Origin of the sequence: Tunturiibacter lichenicola, from assembly GCF_051013355.1 — a bacterium.
Lineage (GTDB): Bacteria > Acidobacteriota > Terriglobia > Terriglobales > Acidobacteriaceae > Edaphobacter > Edaphobacter lichenicola_F.
On the sequence record NZ_CP132944.1, the window covers coordinates 4,745,469 to 4,767,755 of the forward strand.

General features: G+C 58.1%; 15 protein-coding genes. 4 read left to right on the forward strand and 11 right to left on the reverse strand.

Going from position 1 to position 22,287, the window contains the following annotated elements; translation table 11 throughout:
• Window position 1: 1 nt before the first annotated feature.
• Both RBB82_RS19895 and RBB82_RS19900 read right to left on the reverse strand, forming a co-directional pair.
• Complete coding sequence (locus RBB82_RS19895) at window positions 2-5,965, reverse strand: beta strand repeat-containing protein (RefSeq protein WP_433972480.1); 5,964 nt, start codon at window positions 5,963-5,965, stop codon at window positions 2-4.
• 102 nt (window positions 5,966-6,067) lie between these two features.
• Complete coding sequence (locus RBB82_RS19900; protein WP_433972481.1) at window positions 6,068-6,730, reverse strand: HAD family hydrolase; 663 nt, start codon at window positions 6,728-6,730, stop codon at window positions 6,068-6,070.
• An 81-nt stretch (window positions 6,731-6,811) separates the two neighbouring features.
• Here RBB82_RS19900 and RBB82_RS19905 point away from each other — a divergent pair, with 81 nt between their 5' ends.
• Entirely contained in the window at window positions 6,812-7,990 is a 1,179-nt protein-coding gene (locus RBB82_RS19905; protein ID WP_433972482.1) for a pyridoxal phosphate-dependent aminotransferase, read from the forward strand.
• 60 nt (window positions 7,991-8,050) lie between these two features.
• On the opposite strand, the gene RBB82_RS19910 is transcribed toward RBB82_RS19905, so the two are convergent.
• The 3 genes from RBB82_RS19910 to RBB82_RS19920 all read right to left on the reverse strand — a co-directional run bounded on the left by RBB82_RS19910 (window position 8,051) and on the right by RBB82_RS19920 (window position 9,835).
• Entirely contained in the window at window positions 8,051-8,677 is a 627-nt protein-coding gene (locus tag RBB82_RS19910) for an MBL fold metallo-hydrolase (RefSeq protein ID WP_433972483.1), read from the reverse strand.
• Window positions 8,678-8,901: 224 nt separating this feature from the next.
• Window positions 8,902-9,198 carry a preprotein translocase subunit SecG gene (gene secG / locus RBB82_RS19915; RefSeq protein ID WP_260738596.1) on the reverse strand — a complete coding sequence of 99 codons (297 nt, stop codon included), beginning with the start codon at window positions 9,196-9,198 and terminating at the stop codon, window positions 8,902-8,904.
• 226 nt (window positions 9,199-9,424) lie between these two features.
• Window positions 9,425-9,835, reverse strand: coding sequence for a hypothetical protein (locus RBB82_RS19920; protein ID WP_433972484.1), 411 nt, complete (start codon window positions 9,833-9,835; stop codon window positions 9,425-9,427).
• Window positions 9,836-10,426: 591 nt separating this feature from the next.
• On the opposite strand from RBB82_RS19920, the gene RBB82_RS19925 reads away from it, so the two are divergent.
• Window positions 10,427-11,023 (forward strand): cysteine hydrolase family protein, encoded by a 597-nt coding sequence (locus RBB82_RS19925; RefSeq protein ID WP_433972485.1) that lies wholly within the window; start codon window positions 10,427-10,429, stop codon window positions 11,021-11,023.
• 49 nt (window positions 11,024-11,072) lie between these two features.
• Here RBB82_RS19925 and RBB82_RS19930 read toward each other — a convergent pair whose 3' ends face one another.
• The gene (locus tag RBB82_RS19930; RefSeq protein WP_433972486.1) at window positions 11,073-12,824 is read right to left on the reverse strand and encodes a carbohydrate porin; all 1,752 of its coding nucleotides are present in this window, start codon (window positions 12,822-12,824) and stop codon (window positions 11,073-11,075) included.
• A gap of 221 nt (window positions 12,825-13,045) precedes the next feature.
• Here RBB82_RS19930 and RBB82_RS19935 point away from each other — a divergent pair, with 221 nt between their 5' ends.
• Window positions 13,046-13,573: an NUDIX domain-containing protein gene (locus RBB82_RS19935; protein WP_433972487.1), complete on the forward strand. Its 528-nt coding sequence runs from the start codon at window positions 13,046-13,048 to the stop codon at window positions 13,571-13,573.
• A 1,210-nt stretch (window positions 13,574-14,783) separates the two neighbouring features.
• Window positions 14,784-15,572 carry a CoA transferase gene (locus tag RBB82_RS19940; RefSeq protein WP_433975425.1) on the forward strand — a complete coding sequence of 263 codons (789 nt, stop codon included), beginning with the start codon at window positions 14,784-14,786 and terminating at the stop codon, window positions 15,570-15,572.
• A gap of 392 nt (window positions 15,573-15,964) precedes the next feature.
• Here the strand turns inward: RBB82_RS19940 and RBB82_RS19945 are convergent, their stop codons facing one another.
• From RBB82_RS19945 to RBB82_RS19965, 5 genes are all read right to left on the reverse strand, one after another.
• Complete coding sequence (locus RBB82_RS19945; protein ID WP_433972488.1) at window positions 15,965-17,392, reverse strand: alginate export family protein; 1,428 nt, start codon at window positions 17,390-17,392, stop codon at window positions 15,965-15,967.
• Between the two features lie 60 nt (window positions 17,393-17,452).
• Entirely contained in the window at window positions 17,453-18,385 is a 933-nt protein-coding gene (locus tag RBB82_RS19950) for a glyoxalase (protein WP_433972489.1), read from the reverse strand.
• A gap of 26 nt (window positions 18,386-18,411) precedes the next feature.
• On the reverse strand, window positions 18,412-19,146 hold the full coding sequence (locus RBB82_RS19955; RefSeq protein WP_433972490.1) for an MIP/aquaporin family protein: 735 nt from the start codon (window positions 19,144-19,146) through the stop codon (window positions 18,412-18,414).
• Between the two features lie 92 nt (window positions 19,147-19,238).
• Window positions 19,239-21,071: an amidohydrolase gene (locus RBB82_RS19960; protein ID WP_433972491.1), complete on the reverse strand. Its 1,833-nt coding sequence runs from the start codon at window positions 21,069-21,071 to the stop codon at window positions 19,239-19,241.
• Between the two features lie 65 nt (window positions 21,072-21,136).
• The gene (locus RBB82_RS19965; RefSeq protein WP_433972492.1) at window positions 21,137-21,844 is read right to left on the reverse strand and encodes a hydrolase; all 708 of its coding nucleotides are present in this window, start codon (window positions 21,842-21,844) and stop codon (window positions 21,137-21,139) included.
• Window positions 21,845-22,287: the final 443 nt, after the last annotated feature.

Consider the following 22,287-nt stretch of genomic DNA (forward strand, 5'->3'; position numbering starts at 1 on the left):
CTTAGTGGGCGGCGGTGACGATTAGGTTGAGCGTGACGGTTTGAGTGAGTTGGACGCCGGTGGTGGAGCTGGCGGTGATCTGGTATTGATAGGTGCCGGGTGGGGTGAAGCGGAGGTTGGGGTCGGTGCCGCCGCGGCCGCAGCCGGAGATCCAGAAGCTCGTTAAGGTGATGAGAGATGTGAGGAGGAACGCTTGCGTTTTTTTGCGGCGAGATCCTTTTGTGGTCCAGAAGAAGAGAAATGATGCGGGTAGCAGGCAGAAGATGATGTGTGAGTGATTTTGGTGCGTGGTTGCTGTTGTTGGGGTGGGGACGAACTCGGTTACGGTGTTGATGTTTGCGATGGAGTTTTGTGGGGCGCCGTTGAGGGCGATGCTCGAGGGTAGGAGCGAGCAGGTGGCGTTGGGTGCGATGGTGATGGGAGTGCAGTTGAGGACGACCGTGCCGATGTAGCCGGATTGTGGAGTGAGTTGGAGGGTGTAGTCGGCGGCTTGCTCGCTGGGGATGGTTGCGGTGGCGGAGGCGGCTCCGTTGACGGTGAGGGTGAAGGTGCCGCTGGGGACTCCGGTGCCCGTTAGGGGGATGGTGATTGGCGGGGAGTTCGTCGAGCTAAGGGTTCCGTTACGTGGGCCTAGTGCGGTGGGGGTGAAGGTGACGGTGAGTTCGCAGCTGTTGCCGGGGGCGAGGGTGGTCGAGGTGCAGGGGACTGTGATGGCGTAGTCGCCGGTGACTGCGAGGGTGAGGCTGGTGATGGGAGCGGTGCCGGTGTTGGTGAGGGTGAGGGTTTGGGCGGCGGAGGCTCCGACGGCGATGTCGCCGAAGTTGAGCGTGGAGGGGACGGCTTGAAGGTGTGACTGAATGCCGATACCGGTGAGGGGGATGTTGATTGGCAGGGTGCTGAGAGAGGTCGCGACGCTAGCAAGGCCGGTGCGGGTTCCGGTTTGCGTGGGGGTGAAGGTGATCTGTGCGGTGCAGCTTGTGGCGGGGGCTAGCGGGCTGCCGGGGGTGGGGCAGTCGCTGGTGGCGGAGTAGTCGCCTGAGGCGGTGATGCCTTGGAAGATGGCTGGGGTGGTCGCGGTGTTTGTGATTTGAAGGGGGAGTGTGGTGGTGTTGGTGAGTTGGACGGAGCCGAAGTTCAGGCTGATGGGAGTGATCGTGATTGGGGATGGAGTGGCGGTGCCGAGGAGGCTGATGAAGTCGAGCGCGTTGCTGGAGTCGGAGGTGATCTGGATGGCGGAGATGCGGTTGTTGGTGGTGTTCGACGCGACGGGCTGCGGGGCGAAGGTGACGATGATGATGCAGCTTGCGGATGGGAGGAGAGCGTTGCCGCAGTTGCTCTCGAAGGTGAAGTCGGATGTGGTTTGGAGGGCTGTGATGTGGATGGTGGTGGTGCCAGTGTTGGCGAGGGTGACGGTTTGTGAGTTGCTGGCGTTGCCGACCTGGGTGGTGGGGAAGGTGAGGGAGCTTTGTGAGAGGGCGTAGGAGATGAGGGGGGCGTTGTTGGTGGGCGCGGCGACGGAGATGGGGGCGGCGGAGCCGGTGAGGTTGATGAGGTCGGGGGCGGTGAGGGCGTCACTCTCGATGGTGAGGGTGCCGGTGTCATTTGTTGGGAGCGGCGAGGTGGTGCCGGTGGCGACCTGGTTGGTGGGTGTGTAGATGAGGGTGGCGGTGCAACTTTGCGTGGGGGTGAGCGTAGCGCCGCAGGTGGTTGCGGTGATGAGGAATGGCCACTGGCTGGTGAGGCGGCGGATGGTGAGCGGCGTGGTGCCGCTGTTGGTGAGGGTCAGGGTTTGGGTGCCGCTTTGGCCGGAGGGGATTTGGCCGAAGTTGAGGACACGCTGGGAGGGGTTTTGATTTGGGATGATGTTGCCGGTGATGGTGAGGGTCGCGGGGCCGATGCCATAGCCTTCGACGAAGCCGAGGCCGTTGAGAGTGGCGGAGCCGTCGGTGGGATTCGCTTGGGCGAAGAGGGTGCCGGTGATGTCGCCGTTGGTGAGGGGGAGGAAGGTGACGTTGAAGTTGCAGGAGGCGTTAGGGGCGAGGGCTGCGCAGGCAGGGCCGTTGAGGAGAAACTGGCGGGGGAGCGCGATGTTGAGGGCGAGGGATTTTGAGGTGAGATTGTTGATGGTGAACTGGCGGGTGCTGCCGAGGGTGGTGGTGGGGTCGGGGCCGTAGTCGGCCTGGTTGGGGATGATCTGGAGGCCTGCAGATTCGGTGGTGTAGGCGCCGGTGAGCGGGATGGTGTAGGTGGTAGGGCCGGTTGGGGAGCTGGTGACGGGGAGTTGGAGGGTGTCGGTGACGGTGGCGGTGGTGGGGATGAAGGAGACGGTGATGGTGCAGGTGGCGGCGGGGGTGAGGGTGGTGCAGTTGGTGGTGGAGGAGAAGTTTTGTGTGGTGTTGGTTGGAGTGGCGATCTGGAGAGTGGCGGTGCCGGTGTTGGTGAGGGTGATGGTTTGTTGCGTGGCGGTGAGGCCGGGGACGTTGTTGAAGATGAGTGAGGTGGGATTGAATGCCAGGCCGGGGTCTGGTGTGCCGAAGCCGGATAGTGTTGCGGTGATCGGGCCAGTGGAGGTTTGGAGGGTGATGGTTCCGGTGCGTTGGCCGGTTGTTGTTGGGGCGAAGTTCGCGTTGAAGAAGCAGGAGGCGTTGGGGGCGAGGGTCCCGCTGCAGGGTTGGCCGCCGGAGGGTGCGGTGCTCAGGGCGAAGTCGCCTGAGAACGCGAGGTTGGTGATGGAGGTGTTGGCTGCGGTTAGATTCGTCAGCGTGAAGAGGAGTGGGGCGCTGATGCTGTGTACTGGGACGGAGCCGAAGTCTTGTGTGAGTGGGTTGAGGATTAGGCCGGTGAGCGCGAGGCCAGTGCCTGTGAGGGTGAGGGGGGCGGGTGTTCCGGAGGTGCTGGATGAGAGCGTGACGGAGGCGGTTTGGGGACCGGGCGTGGAGGGGGTGAACTGCACGCCGAGCCAGCAGTTAGTGCAGGTGCCTGTGAATGTGCTGAGGAACGCGGAGGGCGGCGGTTGGCCGTGGCTGAAGCCGGTGTCTTCTACGAGGATGGCTCTGAAGTCGGGAGCGGAGGTGGTTGCTGTCAGGGTGGGGAATGGCGCAGTGATTTTGTACCACTGGACGGAGGGCTGGCCGACGATGACGCTGCCGAAGGCGAGGGTGTTATTGCCGGTGGAGAGGATTGGTGTGCCGGTGCCGCTGAGCGAGACGAAGGTGGGTGTCGATGAGCTGCCGGTTGTGACCGACAGAAGGCCCTGGCGCGTGCCGGACTGCGAGGGTGCGAAGGCGATGACGACGGTGCAGGTTGAGTTGCCGGGGAGGGTGGCGGTGCAGTCGGTGGTGTCGGTGAAGTCGCCGGTGAGGGTGAGGGCGAGTGGGAAGGCGACGGCGCCGGTGTTGCCGATGTTGACGGTTTGCGTGGTGCTGGAGGTGGTGGTGACGAGGACGGCGGTAGGGAAGTTGATGCTGGTGGGGGAGACGGTGAGGTTGGGATTGACGGATTGGCCGATGCCGGTGGACGGGGGCAGCGTGGTGCCGCTGATGAGGACGGTGAGGCCTTCGTCGAGGGTGAGGGTGGTCGCGTCGGCGGATGGAGCGACGGCGGATTGGTAGGTGATTGCGAGCTGGCAGACGCTGTGTGGGGCGAGAGTGGTGGGGCAGCTGTCGGTGAGGGTGAAAGGGGATTGCAGGGTGACCGGGGTGTGGGTGATTTGGTTGGCGGAGTTGTTGGAGAGGTAGAGATAGCGCGGGAGGTGAGGGCTTGTGTTGCCTGGGGTGCCGAATTGGGTGCCGAAGTCAATCTCGGTCGCGGATAGATTGAGGTCGGCGGCCTGGGTGTATCCGGTGAGTAGGACTGCGCGGGTGCCGGTGGCTGTGTCAATGGTCCAAGGGATCTGGGCGAAGCCGTCGTTGGCGGGCGTTGACGATGGGGTGAAGCTGAGGGTGATGTAGCAGGTCGCTCCGGGGGCGAGGGTTTTGGTGGTGGGGCCGGTGCTGGGGCAGTCGCTCGAGGATTCGGCGAAGATGTAAGGGGTGCTTTGGTTGCTGCCGAGTTGTGAGGCGAAGGTTTGAGGGGCGTTGCTCAGATTTGTAACCGTGACGGTTCGTGTGGCGATTGGGCTGGTTGCGGTTTGGATGCCGAAGTCGAGTTCTTTGGGGGAGAAGACGATTGGGTTGGGGTTTGTTGTCGGGACGGCGAGGGTCGCGGTTTGGGTTGTGGCGTTTGCGGCTTGAACGGTGAGGGTGCCGGGGTTGGCGCTTGTGCTGGTGAGCGCGACGCTGCACTCGGAGCCGGGCGCGAGTGTGGTTTGGCAGTTGGTTGCGATGGTGAAGTTGGTGGCGGTGAGTTGTACGTTCGTTGCGGCGAGACTGCCGAGGTTGCGGAGGGTGATGTTGGGGGAGTCGGTGGAGAGAGCGAGGCTGGCGGCGGCGGTGGTGGGGTTGAGTTTCGCGAGGTAGGCGGCTGAGCCTGCGCAGAGGCTGCTGCCGGTGCATGCGCTTGGGGAGAGCGCGGCTGAGCGAACGTTTGAAGGAAGCGCGGGGGTGGGTGTGTTGGTGAGGGGCAGGTCGTAGGTTTCGGTGCTGAGGAGCGTGGTGCTGGCGGTGGGAGACGCGCTGCCTGCGAAGGTGGGCTGGCCGGTGGCGTCGGTGGTGATGCCGGTGAGTGCGACGGGAGCGCTGGCGAAGTTTGGGTTGGTGGTGGGGAGGCCGCCGAAGCGGATGGTTTGGTCGATTGTGTTTTGTTGGGTGACGCGGAGGGCATAGCTGTTGCCGATGGTCGATAGCGGTGTGAGAGGGAGGAGCCATGCGGGGATGGTTTCGGTACTTGAGATCCAGGCTGCGCCGTTGGGAGCAGCGGTGACGGTGGATTGTGTGCCGGGGGCGAGGAGCGTGGAGGCGAGGACGGTGCTGCCGTCGAGGGAGAGACGGAGGAGGGTCTGGTAGTTGGTGTTGACGAGAGGAGAGGCGACGGTGGCAATAGGGAATTGGCCGGGGGCGATGGACCCGGAGACGAGAAGGTTTTGCGCGGTGGGGTCGATGGCGATGGAGGTGATGCCGGGGCCGGGGATGAAGGTGGAGAAGAGGATGCCGTCGCCTCCGGGGGTTAGCTTGGTGAGGAAGCCGGAGGTGGTGTTGGGGGTGGCGGGGACGATGTTGGGGATGAGGGCGTTGAGGGTGGGGTAACCGGTGGCGGTGGTGAAGCCGGCGATGTAGGCGTCGTCGGCGGAGTCGGCTGCGATGGCGGAGGGAGCGGTGTTGTCGGGCTGGCTGTTGGCGGATTGGCCGCTGAGGTAGGTGGCGTAGAGGAGGGATGTTCCGCTTGCGTTGAACTTTTCGACGAAGCCGTTTTGGAGGGAGCCGAATGCGGGCGTCTGGATGATGGCGGACGGAGTGACGGGTAGTGTGGAGCCGAAGATGCTGCCGGTGATGAAGACGGCGTCGGCTGTGGCGGCGATGGCTGCGGCGGCGGTGCGTGGGCTGCCGGCGTAGGTGATGAAGATTGGGTTCAAGTTCTGGTCGAACTTGCCGATGAAGGAGTTGATAGAAGTGTCGGCCGCGCTGGGGAAGGCTGCGCCAGCGGTGGAGGCGATGGAGCCGGAGGTTGTGGTGCCTGTGATGCAGATGTTGCCTGCGGGATCGAGGGCCATGGCGAGGCCGATGTCGCCGCTAGCGCCGAAGTGGGCCTGGGCGAGGATGTTGGTTGCTGTGGGGTCGGTCTTGAGGAGGCGGACGCCGTCCTTCTGGTCGAGAAGGATATAGAGATTGCCGGAGGCGTCGGATTGGATGGCGTTGAATTGAGCGTTGAGCTGTGAGTTTGAGGAGCCAAGGAGTCCGGCGAAGAGTAGTTGCTGGGGAGCGGTGGGCGGGGTCGTGCTTTGGGCCTGGAGGGTAAGGCTGATGAGGATTAAGGCTATGAAGCCGCAGAGGCCGGCAACGAGACGTCGGGGAGAGCGCGGTGTCTTCATGTGTATTGGCTGCGGGCAGTACGCTGGTGCAGCCTGACCTTAAATATTCGTTGCGTGACGATGGTTGTGATGGAGGAAGTTGAGGAAGACGTTACGGAAGTACTATAGCTTCCCGTTTTGGGAGGCCGAATGACGCTCAAGTTGTAGGAGAGAGTCGAGGCCACGGGCGCGCATCTCCTGCTCGAAGGTGGTGTGGTCGGAGTATTGGATGGCCTGCATGCCTGCCGCGAGTGCGGCGGCGATGTTCTCGGCCTTGTCGTCGATGAAGAGGATGTTTTCGGGTGGGGTTTGCAGGCCTTCGGCGGCGTGTTGGTAGATCTCGGGCTCGGGCTTGGCGCGATTTACGGCGTGGGACCATGTGTGGTGGTCGAAGGCTTCGATCCATTGGTGGCGGGCGCGGAGGCCGACTTCCATGGCGTCGGGCATGTTGGAGAGAATGCCGGTGCGGATGCCTGCGCGCTGGAGGCTCTCGACCCAGGCGAGCATGGGAGGGTTGATGGTGGACCAGTAGTCGGTGTCGGCGGCGATGAGGTCGGCGAGTTGCGCGGGAGTGATGACGATGCCTGCGCCTGACGCTGTTTTGTGCCAGAAGGACTCGGCGTTGAGGTCGCCGCGGTCGTAGGCGTGACGGTGGGCCCAGTATTCGTGGCTGAGAGGCTCTTCGGCGAGGCCGGTGATGGAGCGAATGCGAGCCCAGGCAGCGGGGTCGGGTGAACCGGAGAGGACCATGCCGTAGTCGAAGAGGACTGCCTGAATCGTGTTCATAGGAGAGTTAATTGTAAGGGATGGTTTGGTGATTCATTGGCGGTGTGAAGTTGGGTGGTGGCTTCGCATTAGCATGTAGGAGTGAGCTATCGGTTTTCAGCGCGGACGGGTTGGGATGTGGGGGAGAGTGGGTTTGCGGCTGCTATTCGTGAGGCGCGGGCGGCGGGGCGGGAGCTGATTGATCTGACGGTGTCGAACCCTACTGTGTGTGGGTTTGAGTATGACGCTGGGGCGATTCTTGCTCCGCTCAGTGATATAGGGGCTCTGACGTATGATCCCGATCCGCGGGGGACGCGGTTGGCGCGGGAGGCGGTGGCGGGGTACTACGCGGATTATGGGGGCGATGTCGATCCGGATGACGTCGTGATGACGACCAGTACGAGTGAGGGCTATGGGTATCTGTTTCGGCTGTTGTGCGATGCCGGGGATGAGGTGCTGGTCGCGCAGCCGAGCTATCCGCTGTTTGATTTTCTGGCGGACTTGGAAGATGTGACGCTAAGGTCTTATCCGTTGTTTTATGACTATGGATGGTGGATCGACTTTGCGCAGCTGGAGCGGAGGATTGGGCCGCGGACGAAGGCGATCGTTGTGGTGCATCCGAATAATCCGACTGGGCATGCGACGGCGGGGACCGAGAGAGTGAGGCTTGAGGAGATCTGTGCGCGGCATGGGTTGGCGCTGATTGTGGATGAGGTGTTTCTGGACTATCCGCTGGCGAAGGGAGCGCGGCTGAGAAGCTTTGCGGTGGGGCCGCATCCGGTGGTGACGTTTGTGCTGAGCGGGATGAGCAAGATCGCTGGGTTGCCGCAGATGAAGGTTGGGTGGATTGTGGGGTTGGGTCCGGAGGGTGACCGGCGGCAGGCGATGGGACGGCTGGAGGTGGTCGCGGATACGTTTTTGTCGATGAACGCTCCGGTGCAGCAGGCGCTGCCGGTTTGGCTGGAAGGGAGGCTGGGGATTCAGAGGCAGATTCAGGAGCGGGTGCGGGGGAATCTGCGGGTGGCGGTGGAGGGTGGGGTCGATGTGCTGAAGGTGGAGGCGGGGTGGAGTGCCATTTTGCGTCTGCCGCAGGTGGTTGGTGCGGAGGATTCGGCTGAGGTGTTGCTGCGGGAGGCGGGAGTGGTGGTGCATCCCGGGAGTTTCTATGGGATCGCTGAGTCGGGTCGGGTGGTGGTGAGCTTGCTGGGGCCGACTGGGGGGTTTACGAGGGGAATAGAGGGCATCAAAAGGGTAACTGGGTTGAACCACGGTAGTTACTAGTTCATGTGTTGGATGTAAAGTATTGGTTTTTGTTTTCTACCTAAATAGTTGATTTTGTTGTCACTGTAGAAATGGGTTGGAATCGCGCTCTGCTCCAATTGTTGTGCGGGGACCGTGTCCGGGGATGACGGTGACCTCGTCCGGGAGGGTGAGGAGACGGTCGTGGATCGATGACAGGAGCTTATTCGTGTTGCCTCCGGGGAGGTCGGTGCGGCCGACAGAGCCTGCGAAGAGGGTGTCGCCGGCGAGGAGGAGGGTCTGGTCGGGAAGGTAGAGGCAGACGCTGCCTTCGGTGTGGCCGGGGGTGTGAAGGATGGAGCCGGTGAGGCCGGTGATGGTGATGAGTTTGCCGTCGTCGAGGGTGTCGTCCGGAGCGTGGACGGTGGGGGTGGGCATGCCGAGCCATCCGGCCTGGACGTCCATCATTTTGACCAAGGGCAGGTCGTTCTGGTTATAGAGGATGGGTGCGCCGGTGAGTTGCTTGAGGCGATGGGCTCCGGCGATGTGGTCGATGTGGGCGTGGGTGATGACGATCTGCTTGACGGTGAGGTGGTGCTTGGCGAGCAGGGCCATGATGCGGGGGATGTCGTCGCCGGGATCGACGACGATGGCTTCGCGGGAGGTTTCGTCACCGAGGATGGAGCAGTTGCACTGGAGGGGGCCGACGGGAATGACTTCGTGGATCATGTCTTTATTTTAGAGGCAGCGGAGACGCGTTTATCGAATCTATGTCTGCCTGGAGGGTGATGAACGGTTCTATTCGCTGCGTGTTTATGGCAAGTTTCCTATGGTGTAGAGACTGCAAAACGCAGATTCCCTTCGGGAATGACAAACAAAGAGAGCGGCGTTGCTCTCAAACATGAAAAATGCGCAAGCCATTTGGCCTGCGCATTTGGAAGATCGTGAGTTGGTTACTTCTTTGGGGTCGTCTGGCTGGTCGGGTGCGCGGTGCCGGAGAGGACGGAGTGGTCGCCGCTGGCGCGGGAGAGCAGGATGGTGAGACCGATGGAGGTCAGCATGAAGATGATTGCGGAGTAGGTGGTCAGCTTAGTGAGGAGGTTCGCGGCACCACGGGGACCGAAGGCTGTCTGTGAACCCTGGCCGCCAAATGCGCCGGCGAGGTCGGCTGACTTGCCCTGCTGGAGGAGTACGACGCCGATGAGGAAGAGACAGACGACTACATGAATGATTACGAGAAGAATGACCATCGGGGCTGCTTGTTACCTCTTCGATTCCGGGGATGTCCGGAGAATGTGTGGATCGGTGCGGCCGAGGACCTGTCCGCTATGCCTTGCAACACTGTCACCAATCTAACCTTTAGTGTATCACCGGGTATCGGATGGGACCAAAGCGAGTCGAAGATCTTGTAGTGGCCAGACTGCATTTCGGGGGAATCAAAAGTTATCTATAACACAGTTTTCAGGGATCAAAGCTCTAGCGTTCGGTTCGGAAACTATCTCTCCGGAACAGCGCCTCGCCGAGCGGGATCTCCTTACCATTCAGGAACAGGCGCATCAATAACCGTAGGATATCTGAAGTCGGTAAGCTGACGATCTCACGTAAGATCACAACACCCTGCTTACGGCCGGTGCCATGGATTGACTCACCGTCGAAGAAATATGACATCTCATCAACCAGCGGCGATCCTTTGACCTCGTAGAACTCTTCATTGAAGGCCGCATAGACTTCTACGGCGGAGCGGCCATTCTCTCGTGTGATCTGTTCCTCAACGCGAACACGATCACCCTCAATCTGGATGGTTTGCTTCCATTGCGAAGGTGGAGACTTTAGTTGAGAAAGGTCTCGATCGAAATTCCATATTCCTGAAAATGCTTCAAGCGGCATGCGCTGTATCTCCCGCGATCATTTTAGGTTGGGATGACGGTGGAAAAATTGAAGTTCCTGCAAAGTCCGGAATTTTGAGAACAGTCGTCTAGTCCAAGCTGAGACACTGCTGGGAATTGGGTAGTGGGTCAATTTGAAATACTGGGCGTTGTTTGCTTTCGAAGCGATACTCGCCTACCCAAAGGGCGATGAGTGAAAGTGCCACTATACTCACTATCGCTAGCACCGCCCAATGCCATAGTGCTGGGCGTCGGCCGCCTCTTTTCCATTTCACTACTTCATCAAGAGCAATAAGCCCTAGGACGATGGCGGAGATGATGAACAGTCCAAGGAGCGGAAATATCATGCCATCAATGCTCTCACGTGAGCCGCGTTGACCGACACACAGACATAAGCATTGTAAATTCCGATGCTCTGGTACTCGGTCTTTTTCGATTCCCGGGTTGACCCGCATTTCGACTTCAAACTGCACGATTGCCAACTACGATTGCCGCCCTGCTTTGAGCCTGTCAGCAGCGTAACAGTTCCAGTGGTTCAAATCGATACAATCAGATTCGCCACGAGTGTGCTGCGATTTTTTTGGGGGGTGTTATGTCTGAGGTGTTGCGGATTGATCCGGCTCGTAGTGCGGTCCTGAGTATGGATTGCCAGAACGATATCGTCTCCATCTATACCAAGGGTGATAAGGATGGGTTTGTTGCGCGGGCTGCCAGCGTTCTGAGTCGTGCGCGCGCATCCCGTATAACTGTCATCCACGTTAAAGTTGGTTTTCGGCCGGGTCTTCCTGAGATTAGTTCCCAGAACCAACTGTTTGGGGCGGTCAAGGCTTCTCCGCAACATCAGAGCTTGTTTCAGGAACCGTTGGGCGACATTCATCCGGCGCTCGCTCCTGCAGATGGCGAAGTCATTGTCATCAAGCACCGTGTCAGCGCTTTCACCGGCACTGACCTTGCGATGATTCTTCGCGCCAACGACATTCGTACTCTCGTGCTGTTCGGCATCGCTACCAGTGGCGTTGTCTTGTCCACTCTGCTTGAGGCTAGCGACGCGGATTTCCGCATCGCGGTCATCAAGGACTGTTGTGCTGATCTTGATGCGGATCTGCACGAGGCTCTCCTTACAAAGCTATTTCCGTCGCGGGCCACCGTCCTCTCGGCTGCTGACTTCATTCAACTCGTCCACGACTAACAGCGTCTTTCTTTGCGGCACCGCTTTGATGTTCCACGGCTGCGCTTGGCTACCACCAGGTTTCGGCCTGTACTCCGTAGCTGATGCCTGCGGTTTTGTTTTTGTAGGGGACGCCGCCGACGAGACCGCGGAATCCGTTGGACCAGTCGGCGTAGGTGAAGAAGGTTCGGAGTTGGGGGCGGCTGAAGAACTTGCGGCCTGCGCCAATTTGTGGAGCGATGGTGTATTTGCGGAGCCAGCCTTCGACGGGGCCGTTCACCGTTGCGTTGTAGCCGTCGGTGTGGTCGAATCCAGCTTCGAAGGCCAGAGAGAGATAGTTGGTGAAGAAGATCTCCGGCCTTGCGCCGAATGATTCCCAGTCGTTGTGGCCGTGGGTGCCGTCGCCGTCTCTTAGTCGCTGGAAGACGAAGATGGGCATGATGGCGAACTTGTCGTTAGGCTGGATGACCATGTGGTTTGTGACGAGCAGTCTTTCGGAGCTGCTCTGGAAGGTGTTGGGGAAGGCGAGGGAGGTGCTGAAGTTGCTGGCTGCACCGGTTCCGTACTGGACTGTGATGGCGTTGTATCCGCCATGCCACTCGAGATTTTGATAACGAATGCCTCCGGCGAAGCCGTTGGTAGTGGGCAGGACGACACCGGTTGTCGTCGTGCCGCCCTTCTGATTCGCATAGTCGAACCAGCCGCCTAGCAGACCGACTGGTGCCTTGAGATCGTAGAAGCGCACGTCGAGATTGTTCTTTGAGTACGTGCCGTTTTGCGTGATGAAGTCGGGCCGTGCAGCGCTGAGGTAGGCGACCGCCATCCGGCCTATGTGAACATTCAAGTCTTCGACGCCAGCTCCGTAACCGCTTGTGTCGAGGGGAAAGAAGTCGTCGATCTCGACGTGTTGACGGCGATAGTAGCGCTCACCGGCCCAGAACTTTGCGTCGGGTTGTGAGGCGAAGAGGTTGCCGGCCTGGACGAAGGCCTCGCGCAGCCGGAACTGATCGTTGCCGACCTGGTTGGGAAAGTTGGCGTAGGTGTCGGAGTTGGTGGTGTTGGCCTGAACGAGGAACTCGGTTTTGAACCATGCGGCGCCGGGGACACGGTCGGGATTGGCCCAGTTGTTGACGAAGATTAACTCGCTGTAAGTCTCGGCTTCATTGCCCAGACGATATTTCGCTGGTGCGCCTGGGGCTTGGAACGCCACCATCTGGCCGCCCTCACCGTTTTCGCCCGCACCCGAACGGACGTAGCCGTGGAACTCGAAGGTGTTGACTTGCTCGGTGAGTTTTCTGATTTTGATGTCGGCTTCGTTCAAGAGGTCGTAGGTTGGCTCTGAAGGTACGTCGCCCTGATACTTCTGCCCGACCTGTTCTGTGTCGCCTAGAAAGACTTGTTTGGCTGTCTGCACGGCGAGGTTGGGTGTGGGGGCAGGTGTTTGAGTGGAGGATGCTGTTGCTGTCGGTAGAGTAGACGACGTTGGTGCTGGTGTCGCTGAAGTGCTGGCGGTGACCGATGGTGGTGGTGCTGCCGTGGTTGGTGACTCCGGGGCCTTCGGCTTGCTCGCTTGCTCTGGGTTGGGCGGATTCTGCTTGTCGATCTTTTGTTCGAGGTCGGCGATGCGCTTCTGAAATTCCAGAGTGGTCTGCTCGTATTGCTTTTTCAGGTCCTGAAGCTGCTGGCGAACATCGTCGGTGTTCTGAGCTCTGGCAGTTGAGCCTATGGTGGCAAGGAGTGCCATCGTCCACATGGATGACTTCAGGAATTGATGAACTGAGCTATGGATCGCTCCAGGATTTGGGCTAATGAACGTTCGCATCGTGGATCCCCTCAGTTTCGGTGAAGACCTTCGAAGTGAGACTCCAACCAGATGGGCCCGCTCAAGGTTTTTCGTTGATTGGAATCAACACGTTTTAATGCGTGCTTGGAAACTTCTCCATCAATCTACAACGCTGTAGCTCGACGAATACAGGAAGCCGTATCAGACTGGGTAACGTTGCAGCATATTGATGTGGGATGTGTTGGCGCGAGCTACGATAGGTGAGAGATTTTGTTCGTGAGTTTCGTATCTCCAATAGCAGGTTCATTATCTTGCCAAGACGCAGTGCAGGATTGTTGATGTATCGGCGCCGACGACCTCGGGAGTTAGAGGTCTTCCTTGTTCATCCCGGTGGGCCGCATTTTGCGAAGAAGGATCTGGGGGCCTGGACGATTCCCAAGGGGGAATATCTGGACGGGGAGCAGCCTTTGGAGGCCGCCAAGCGTGAGTTTCAGGAGGAGACGGGCTTTACCGCGTCCGGGGCTTTTTTCGACCTCGGCTGGATTAAGCAGAAGGGCGGAAAGATCGTCACTGCGTGGGCTTTTGAGGGTGACTGCGATCCGAGCAAATTGACCAGTAATTTCTGCGAGGTGGAGTGGCCTCCGAATTCGGGTCGTCGGATTGAGATCCCCGAGGTGGATAGGGGGGATTGGTTTTCGCTTGATGAAGCGAAGGAGCGGATCAAATCGACACAGATACCCCTTATCGAACGGCTGTCGGAGGCGTTGGGTTTGAACCGTAGCAGATGAGGACTTCGTTAAATTTTGGAAACAGAGAAGGCCGGTCTTCCAGTAGACAGCGATGAGCAGCTCAGATCGCATTTCAAGCCGCTTCTACCGCGGTTGAGGCGGTCCATGTTGCGTCGCTGTCGTCAACAGTACCGGGCGCTACACTTCGACCTCTCACTGAGATCGGCTCAGGTTACGAATACCAGTGAAATTTATGCGGCGTAAGGATTCATTGCCGATGAATCAAGTCGACGCGCTGCAGGTAATACGGATTGCATTCACCTCGTCGACTACTAGCAATATGGAATATCTTTCGCGCTTCAGTCTTGCATAGGATGACCTTGGTCCCTTGGAAGATGGCCCGTCCGACTATGACGAGATTGCAGGTTTCGCATCAGGCCCGGAGCTGCGCCAGGCTTTACCGTTCTGCGCCGGACGAGGCATGGCGTCTCAGATAAACACGTTGTACTCACAACATCCAGGAGTCTGCATAATGCGAACTGTAAACGCGAATAAGGAAGAAACCCAGGTGCCAGCTGATCTAACTGAGACTATCCTCGACAAACTAAATAATCCCTCCACCTCCTCGGATTTCGATTTTCATGCAGGAGTGAATGAAGTCCTGGCAGATGTTGGAATGTCAGCGGCGGACGGCGCTGGGCAGCTAACTTTCTATGGCCAGGATCCCATCGTCCCGAGCCGGATCCGTTTTGCAACGATGGCGGGTATAGGTCTTGCTGCTAAAACCATTGCGGCGGCGGCGGTCTGGAGAGATCGGACTGGGCAACACCAGGATATTCATATAGATGTTCGCAAGGCATATCGACGTTTCTCCGGTTTTTTTGAGGGTATCTGGGAGACTGTGAATGGGCGTTCTCCTGCAATGGGAGCTTTCGAAGATAATCCTTTTCTAAAGATGCCGTTCTTTCGTGAGACGCGAGATGGCCGACATGTCGTAACGCTAAACTTCTACCCTGAGTCGCATCGGCGTGCACTCAATTTCTTTCGATGCAGCGACAGTGTCGAAGCTCTTGAGAATTCAATTCTGCAGTGGCGAGCAGATGATCTGGAGACAGCCGCCGCGCAAGAGGGGTTAGTCCTTGCCAAAGTTCGTAGCTTTGAGGAGTTGTGCAAGGAGCAGCAATATACCGACGTGCTCGCAAAAATGCCGTTAATCTCTGTCGAGAAGATCGGGGAGAGTGAACCGGTTCCTTTCAAGTCGGATGCCAAGATGCCACTGGATGGAATCCGAGCTCTCGGGATGGGACATGTGATCGCCGGCGCTGCAATCGGGAGAGACCTGGCCTTCTATGGAGCTGACGTTCTGAATGTCTGGAGACCCAACAATACGGAATTAGAGGCTTTCTATTGGGATGTTCAGGTTGGCATGCGCTCTACGATTCTGGATTCCTCGAAGGAAGATCGTGCCAAATTCGATACCTTGCTCAAGGATGCCGACATCTTCTTCGCAAACAAGCGTCCTGGCTATTTGAAGTCCAACGGCCTGGATGCCGAAGAGTTGTGTGCGAAAAAGCCAGGACTGATCCACGCCACCGTCGTTCTTCACGGAGAAACAGGGCCGTGGTCGAATCGGCCCGGTTTTGATGAGATCGGTGCAACGGTGTCGGGTGTCTTCGCCCTCGAAGGGTCACTCAGCAGTCCGAAACAGCCACCTATTGTTCCCATCTGCGACAACGTTGTGGGTTGGCTCGGTACTGTGGGCGTTCTCGCAGCGTTGCGAAGGCGCGCGGTGGAGGGAGGAAGCTACAAGGTCGTTGTCTCGCTCACTCGTACTGTACTTTGGCAGTTGTCGCTCGGGATCTTCGACAAGGCCTACGCCCAGAAGGCGGCCGGCTCGACGGAAGAACGCACCAATGTCGCCCCGGATGTATTCACCGCAGAGACTCCGCTCGGCACATACCAGGGGCTCGACGAACAGGTCTACCTGTCCAAGTCACCTGGATCGTTTCAGACCGTACTCGTTCCGCGAGGATCGCACAAACCTGAGTGGCGGAGTTGATTCGATACTCCACGGCCACTGTCAATCACCCGAATATGAACTACCGTTGGTCATCAGCAAGGAGCCTCCGCCTTCTATGTCGTCGGGCATTTCGTATAGGGCATAACGCTCTCAAAAGTTGTTAAAGCAGTCAAAAGGCACGTTGTGACTGCTGTGGTGATGCCTTGCCACACAACCAGGTTGTAGATCAGATAGCAAAAACTTGCGGCGAGACCGCCCCGAACGCCAAACTGCACGTAAGCAGGATTTGAAAATGCATCAGGAATGGTGAGCGAGCAAAATAAATTACATATTTCTCGTAGTTGAGATTCGCATGGTGATCATGATTGGCCTTACAAAGAGCAACACTGCTGTCGTCGATTCGAAATGGCAACCTTCATCATCATGGCGTTCTAAAATTTGTAACCGGCCCACAGAGCCCAGTAGTTCAGGTTGCGGCCAGGTTGCGTCTCCTTCAAGAACCTGCCAGCGTAGAAGATTCCATAGTCAGCCTGAAGCCAGAGATGCCGGTCAACCTGCCATCGCAATTCTGTACCCGGTCTGTGTCCGACAAATCGCGCCTGGCTGTTGCCTGCCGACCGGATCAGAGATCCCGGGACCGAGTAGACTCCGTCCAGGACATTTTCACGCCACTGAAAGATCCAGTCGACCGATGCGATCACGTTGTGTGGAAGTGTTGTTTCGACATGCGGATGAACATCGATGAAGTTAATCGGACCGGGTCCCGTCGTAGCCAGGACTCCAAAGTAGTTTCCCTTTGGGAAAAGGGGATTGAAGGTCGCTAAGGTTTTTGAACGTGGATTATCTCCGCTTGAGATGTCTGCCTTTGCGCTGAACCTCGGTTTGAGGGGAGCCGTCGGGAATCGATAGCCCGTTTCGGACGCAACCGTCCATGCCCGGATGTTTCCGGAGCCGAACGTGCCGAACTGCCAGACGCCTTCGTAGTCAAAATCCAGTCCGTGCGATTCCGTTGCAACGGGGCGTGAAATCCTCGCACCCAAGGAGTGGCGCACCTCTTGAGCCGTGCCTCGTTCGAAGGTCGCCTGGCTGCGGTTCAAACCTAAGTAGTAGACCTCCAGGGGAATTTTGCTGATCGAGGGCCGAGTTGCATAGACGCCCCAGAAGCCAACGGCGTGATTCGGTGCGTTATCAAAGAACCCGAACTTGTCGAAGTCGGGACGAAACGCGAATCCGTCGATTTGCCAGGAGTCGATCTTGCTTTTGACCATGAAGCCGTCGAAGCTCAGCCGAACATTCGGACCTTCCCTCACATCAATCAAACGTCCGGAGCCGTACTCGAGTTCCTGCCTGCCAATACGGAGTGCGACTGAGCTCAAACCTTTGGAAGTGCCAAGTTCGAGAAATCCGGCCTGGAAGTCGAGCTTCTTTTCGTCGATGGGCCGCGGGCCACCTATCCGGTATGAATTCAATCCACTTTTGAATTCGACGAACGAGCGCACATGTTGCCCATAGTGAGCGTCGAACGAAAGCATGTACCGTTCGTTCAGATACCCGTTCATGTAGGGCTGCTGTCCCCAATTGTCGTTGCCGATCTGCTCCCAGACCTCTCGAGCCTCGCCTCCGATGGTGAGATACCAATCGTCTGCGTGGTTTCGCAAAGGGATGTACTTGATCGGATCCCATACGTCCTGCCGGAGGGCGCGATCGCGCAGGAAGGTCCAGCTCTCGTCCTCACGCAGCAGCTGGTAACTGCGATTTGGGACCGCGGGGTCCACGGCGTTGTCTGATTGGGCGTGTGCGATCAGCCCAGTAAGGAAGAACGCACACGCCAAGATCAGAGAGATTTGCGTCGATTTCATTTCTTCAATTCCTAATTTCTTCGGCCCTAGCTAAGGCTCTGTCGATTTCTCCCGGACACACTAATTGCTAACGTTGGAGTGAATTTCGGCGATATAACCGCCTGGGAATTGAATGACGGCCGCATTCCTTCGATCGGCAGTGTAGGGAGGGACCAGAATCTCTACGCCGGCTGCTTTGGCCTTGGCAAGGGTATCTGTTAGGTTTGCGACTTCATAGCCGGTGGTCTCGCGCCCATAGGGGTACGGCAGGTGGCCATCCGTTACGAGCACGGTCAACTTACCGAAGTTCGATTCGATTCGGATTCTGCGATAGATATCCTTCGGTTGCCCGATCTCGACGCCGGGAGCATGCGAGTCATCGGAGACCACTCTGCCGTGAGAGAAGGCCAGAAAGCCCCGAAGCAATGCCTCCACCCTGTTGGTGGACACATAGACACGATTTTCCGGAATCGACTGCAACTCCTTGTAGGAGGGAGCGGTGGTGTGCCAGTACAGTTGCATATTCACACCGCCCGGCCATTGGATGACGACATCGCGTCCGATCGGATCGTTAAACGGACTGACGAGCACATCTGCTCCATCCTCGAGGGCGGCTCTCGTAGCTCCATCCAAATCGGTCACTAGATAACCCGTCCTTTCCGCGCCGAATGGATAAGGTACCGGCGACTTGAAACCAAACACCGACAGAGTTCCAACTGGTGTCAACACCAGTTGAGACATCGTGCGGCTCGGAGTTGGCGTTACGGTAAAAACGCCCTGCTTCGTGGTCGTGCCCCCAAAGGTGGCCAGAAGACTCGCTACGAAGCGATCGAAATCCTCTGGTGAGACATAAACGTGAGCTGTATCGTATTGCGGTGCCACTCCCGGGCCAGGTGTCGACGTCGATGCGTGGACGACCGGCAGCGTAGTTCCTGACAACCATGAAAGACCCGCGCTTCCATAGATCAGGAGGGCGGCGACGGCGGTCACGGTAAGGTATCTGGTAGTGCGCATTGAATCTCCTTTACTGAGGACCGGTATCAGATCAGATTTCCTGCTGGATGGCCGACAGTGCCGCAGAGCCTATGGGTCAGGACCTTTCGACGAAACTGCAGTAGCGATCTTAGCCACGCCGCGACTGCTGCTCCCACCAATGGGGCTAGCAGGTAAACCCATAGGAACTGCGTTTGTCTCGAAGCGACAGCGGGCCCAAACTGGCGTGCGGGATTCAGACTGCCTCCGGACGCTGTTCCCAGCACCCCGATTCCGATCCCCACGAGAGCCCCGACGATCCAAGGTACGAACGGCGTCAGTCGTTGAACCGCGAGGCAGAGCCCGACAAGGAACAAGATGACCGCCATACTGAAGGCCTCGGTTGCGAATAGTTCCCATGTCGACCACCCTGGTTTTGGCTGGAGAGCCGCATATAGTACCGGCGGCTCCGCCACAACATCGCCCCATAGCCTGCGAGCGGCGACGACCCCAAGTACGGAACCGAGCAATTGTGCGACGGTGTAGGGGATGACCCCTGCTCCGGGGAAGACTCCGAAGCGCCACATGGCCAGTGAAACTGCCGGATTCATGTGTCCCCCGGAGGACCTTCCCGGAGGTGTGAGAATCAGTCCGGCGAGCAGACAGGCGACGGCAGCACCGACGATCCAGAGTTGCGCATGGATCCCGTGGATCGTCCGTGAGATGGGCGACGGTCCAATCACCCATCTCACAATACTGACTACGCCGAAGAGCAGAACAGAGGTGAGGATCAGCTCAAACATGCTGTCTCGCGCCAGTCGGCCAAAGCTTACGCACCCCGGATTGTTGGTCAATGCTAGAGATCCATCCAATTACTTGTCCTTTCAATTTGGAGTTAGAAAGCGAAGCAGTCGCAGCCGAGACTCCAAAGTCCCTTGTCGCCCAAGATCCATTGGTGCGCCTTATGACCGGCGGAATGCTTGCCATCGTTCGACGACATCACGTGGCTCGCTGCGCCAACGGTCGATTCTTCCTCGCTCTCCGCATATCCACCGTATTTCTTGACAGGGGACCAGTCCGGACTCACGGGCAGCTCCGGAGGCGCCATGCTTGAGAATTCGGCTGTCGCGTAGACTACCTTGCCCCCGACGATCGTCAGCACCGACTCCAGGTTCTTGATCTCCTCTTCGGGAATTGAGAAGTAGTCCGAGGAGAGGACCGCCAGGTCGGCGAGCTGCCCTTGGGCCAGCGAACCTTTCTTGCCGTCTTCCGTAGAGAACCAGCTGCTCCCGACGGTGTAAAGCTCGAGTGCCTTCGCTCGGTCCAGCCGGTTTTCCTCGGGATATAAGCTCAACCCACCGATGGTCTTCCCGGTCACCAGCCAGTAGAGAGAAAGGAAAGGGTTATAGCTTGAAACTCGCGTTGCGTCTGTGCCCGCTCCTACCGGAACTCCCATCTCCAGCATTCTTTGGATCGGAGGTGTGCGCTTCGCCTGCTGCGCGCCGTAACGGTCGACGAAATATTCTCCCTGAAACGCCATCCTGTTCTGAACGGCAATACCGCCACCAAGTGATTTGATTCGCTCAATATTCCTGTCGGAGATCGTCTCGCAGTGATCAAAAAACCAGTGCAGTCCGTCCAACGGAATCTCGCGGTTAACCTCCTCGTATACATTCAAGGCTCGAGAGATTGTTTCGTCGTAAGTGGCATGCATGCGGAAGGGCCATCGGTTTTCCGCGAGGTGTTGAATCACCGCCTTCAACTCGCTCTCCATGACAGGGGCCATGTCCGGCCGAGGCTGAAGAAAGTCTTCGAAATCGGCAGCAGAGAAAACCAGCATCTCGCCTGCGCCGTTCACGCGATAGAAATCATCGCCATCGCCAGGTTTGGTCATCTTTGTCCAATTCTGGAAGTCGGCGAGCTCCTGCTTTGGTCGCTGAGTGAAAAGGTTGTAGGCCAGGCGAATCGAGAGTTCACCGTTCTTGTGGAGTTCGTTCACGACCCCATAGTCATCAGGGTAGTTCTGGAAACCGCCGCCTGCATCGATTGCGCTGGTGATGCCGAAACGATTCAGTTCTCTGAAGAAGAGGCGCGATGAGTTGAGTTGGTCTTCCCGCGACAGCTTTGGCCCCTTTGCCAAGGTCGAGTACAGAATGTTTGCGTTCGGTTTGGCCAGCAAGAGACCTGTGGGATTGCCCTGTTTGTCGCGCTGAATCTCGCCGCCGGGAGGATTCGGGGTGTCTTTGGTGTAGCCCACTGCGCGCAACGCTGCGCGGTTGAGCAACACCCGGTCGTACAAGTGCATGACGAAGACGGGGGTGTCGGGCGACACGGCGTTGATTTCATCTAATGTCGGCATCCGGCGCTCAGCAAACTGAAACTCCGTCCACCCGCCGACAACCCGTACCCACTGAGGCGCGGGGGTCCGATCCGCTTGCTCCTTGAGCATTCGCAGCGCATCGGCGAGCGATGGCACGCCATCCCAACGCAACTCGAGGTTGAAATTGAGCCCACCGCGGATCGGGTGCATGTGTGAGTCGTTGAGACCGGGAATGACCGTTCTCCGGTTGCCATCAATGACCGATGTCTTTGGACCGCGCAGCCGCAGGATCTCCTCGTTTGTACCAGTGGCGCTGATTGTTCCCGCGGTAATGGCAACCGCTTCGACAAATGCTGGCACCCGATTTGTCGCGATCCTGGCGTTGTGAAGTATTGTGTCAACTGCCACAGAGTTCTCCTTAGTTGCAAAGCACTGTTGCTCGGAGGGCAGGGATCGCCTGCCCTCCGCGAACCCTATTTGTGTGCGAGTTCTGCGGTGGGGACCACGTACTCTGGAAGCTTCGTTGCGGGAGCGCCGTGAACCATGGTGTAGGCATATTCGACGCCGATGCCATACGCGCCATAGTGCGTCTTCGCAAGGTCCATTACGGCGTCGTACGTATCCCGGTTTGCCCAGTCGCGCTGCCATTCCAGGGTTACAGAGAGGGCCGTCACCGGTTTTGCTCCAGCCTGGACAACACGACGCATCGCATTGTCATGTGCGAGTTGGCTGACGTCGCCGCAGCAGTCTTCGACTACGTAAACCTCGTAGCCATCGTGGATCGCCTGCACTGTCGGAAGAGCGACGCAGGTCTCCGTCCATAGGCCAGCCAGCACAATCTTTTTGCGTCCGGTCTTCTCGATTGCGGCAACGAAGTTCTTGTCGTCCCAGGAATTCATGGACGAACGCTCGATCGGTTCCTGGCCTGGAAAGACGGCTCGAATCTGCGGCCACAGGTTCCCGCTGAAGCTCTTGGTTTCGACCGTTGTGAGCACTACCGGAACGTCGAATACTCGGGCTGCTTTTCCTAATGCGACAGTACAGTTCATGATCGCCTGGCGATCAAAGTTACTCGTCCCGAACAGCATTTGCGGTTGGTGATCGATCAGCGCCACAACGCAGTTGTCTGGCGTGAGAAGTCCTTTTTCGCTACGCTTCGATGTTCCGTTATTTTGACCCATATTCGTTTCTCCGTTCCTTCTGTGTAGTTGCGCCTCAATCGCTTCACGGTCTTCGCAACGATTGCGCCTGCGAACTGCAGTGATCCGGCGATACTAGCAACGCAGGAGAGAGAGAGAAATTACATCTTCCTGTTAGGTGTTGTGGGGGTTCATCACGCGCAGGACCAATGAAACGAATGCAACGAAAGACTGCGTTGTTGCGCGTGGGTGAACTGCGTCTACAAGGAAGATGTAATTGTTCGCCGTGGTCGTGTTTGTTAGTATTCGCGCTATTGGGTGGCAAAATGCATCGAGCAATCCGTCAGGCTTTCAAATCGAGCCGAGATTGAATGATGAAGATTACCGAGGAAATCAGTGGCGAATGTAGCGAGAGACTAATTGGTGGCATCTGGCATGAGGCGCGGCCAGTGCACGCTATGCGTAGCTCCATATGACTGGGCAGC

Bases quoted from the DNA above. Each gene is read 5' to 3' on its own strand.
- RBB82_RS19930 (WP_433972486.1), bottom strand. From the start codon at position 12,824: ATGCGAACGTTCATTAGCCCAAATCCTGGAGCGATCCATAGCTCAGTT.
- RBB82_RS19965 (WP_433972492.1), bottom strand. From the start codon at position 21,844: ATGGGTCAAAATAACGGAACATCGAAGCGTAGCGAAAAAGGACTTCTC.
- RBB82_RS19895 (WP_433972480.1), bottom strand. From the start codon at position 5,965: ATGAAGACACCGCGCTCTCCCCGACGTCTCGTTGCCGGCCTCTGCGGC.
- RBB82_RS19955 (WP_433972490.1), bottom strand. From the start codon at position 19,146: ATGTTTGAGCTGATCCTCACCTCTGTTCTGCTCTTCGGCGTAGTCAGT.
- RBB82_RS19940 (WP_433975425.1), top strand. From the start codon at position 14,784: ATGCCACTGGATGGAATCCGAGCTCTCGGGATGGGACATGTGATCGCC.
- secG (WP_260738596.1), bottom strand. From the start codon at position 9,198: ATGGTCATTCTTCTCGTAATCATTCATGTAGTCGTCTGTCTCTTCCTC.
- RBB82_RS19920 (WP_433972484.1), bottom strand. From the start codon at position 9,835: ATGCCGCTTGAAGCATTTTCAGGAATATGGAATTTCGATCGAGACCTT.
- RBB82_RS19925 (WP_433972485.1), top strand. From the start codon at position 10,427: ATGTCTGAGGTGTTGCGGATTGATCCGGCTCGTAGTGCGGTCCTGAGT.
- RBB82_RS19910 (WP_433972483.1), bottom strand. From the start codon at position 8,677: ATGATCCACGAAGTCATTCCCGTCGGCCCCCTCCAGTGCAACTGCTCC.
- RBB82_RS19945 (WP_433972488.1), bottom strand. From the start codon at position 17,392: ATGAAATCGACGCAAATCTCTCTGATCTTGGCGTGTGCGTTCTTCCTT.
- RBB82_RS19900 (WP_433972481.1), bottom strand. From the start codon at position 6,730: ATGAACACGATTCAGGCAGTCCTCTTCGACTACGGCATGGTCCTCTCC.
- RBB82_RS19950 (WP_433972489.1), bottom strand. From the start codon at position 18,385: ATGCGCACTACCAGATACCTTACCGTGACCGCCGTCGCCGCCCTCCTG.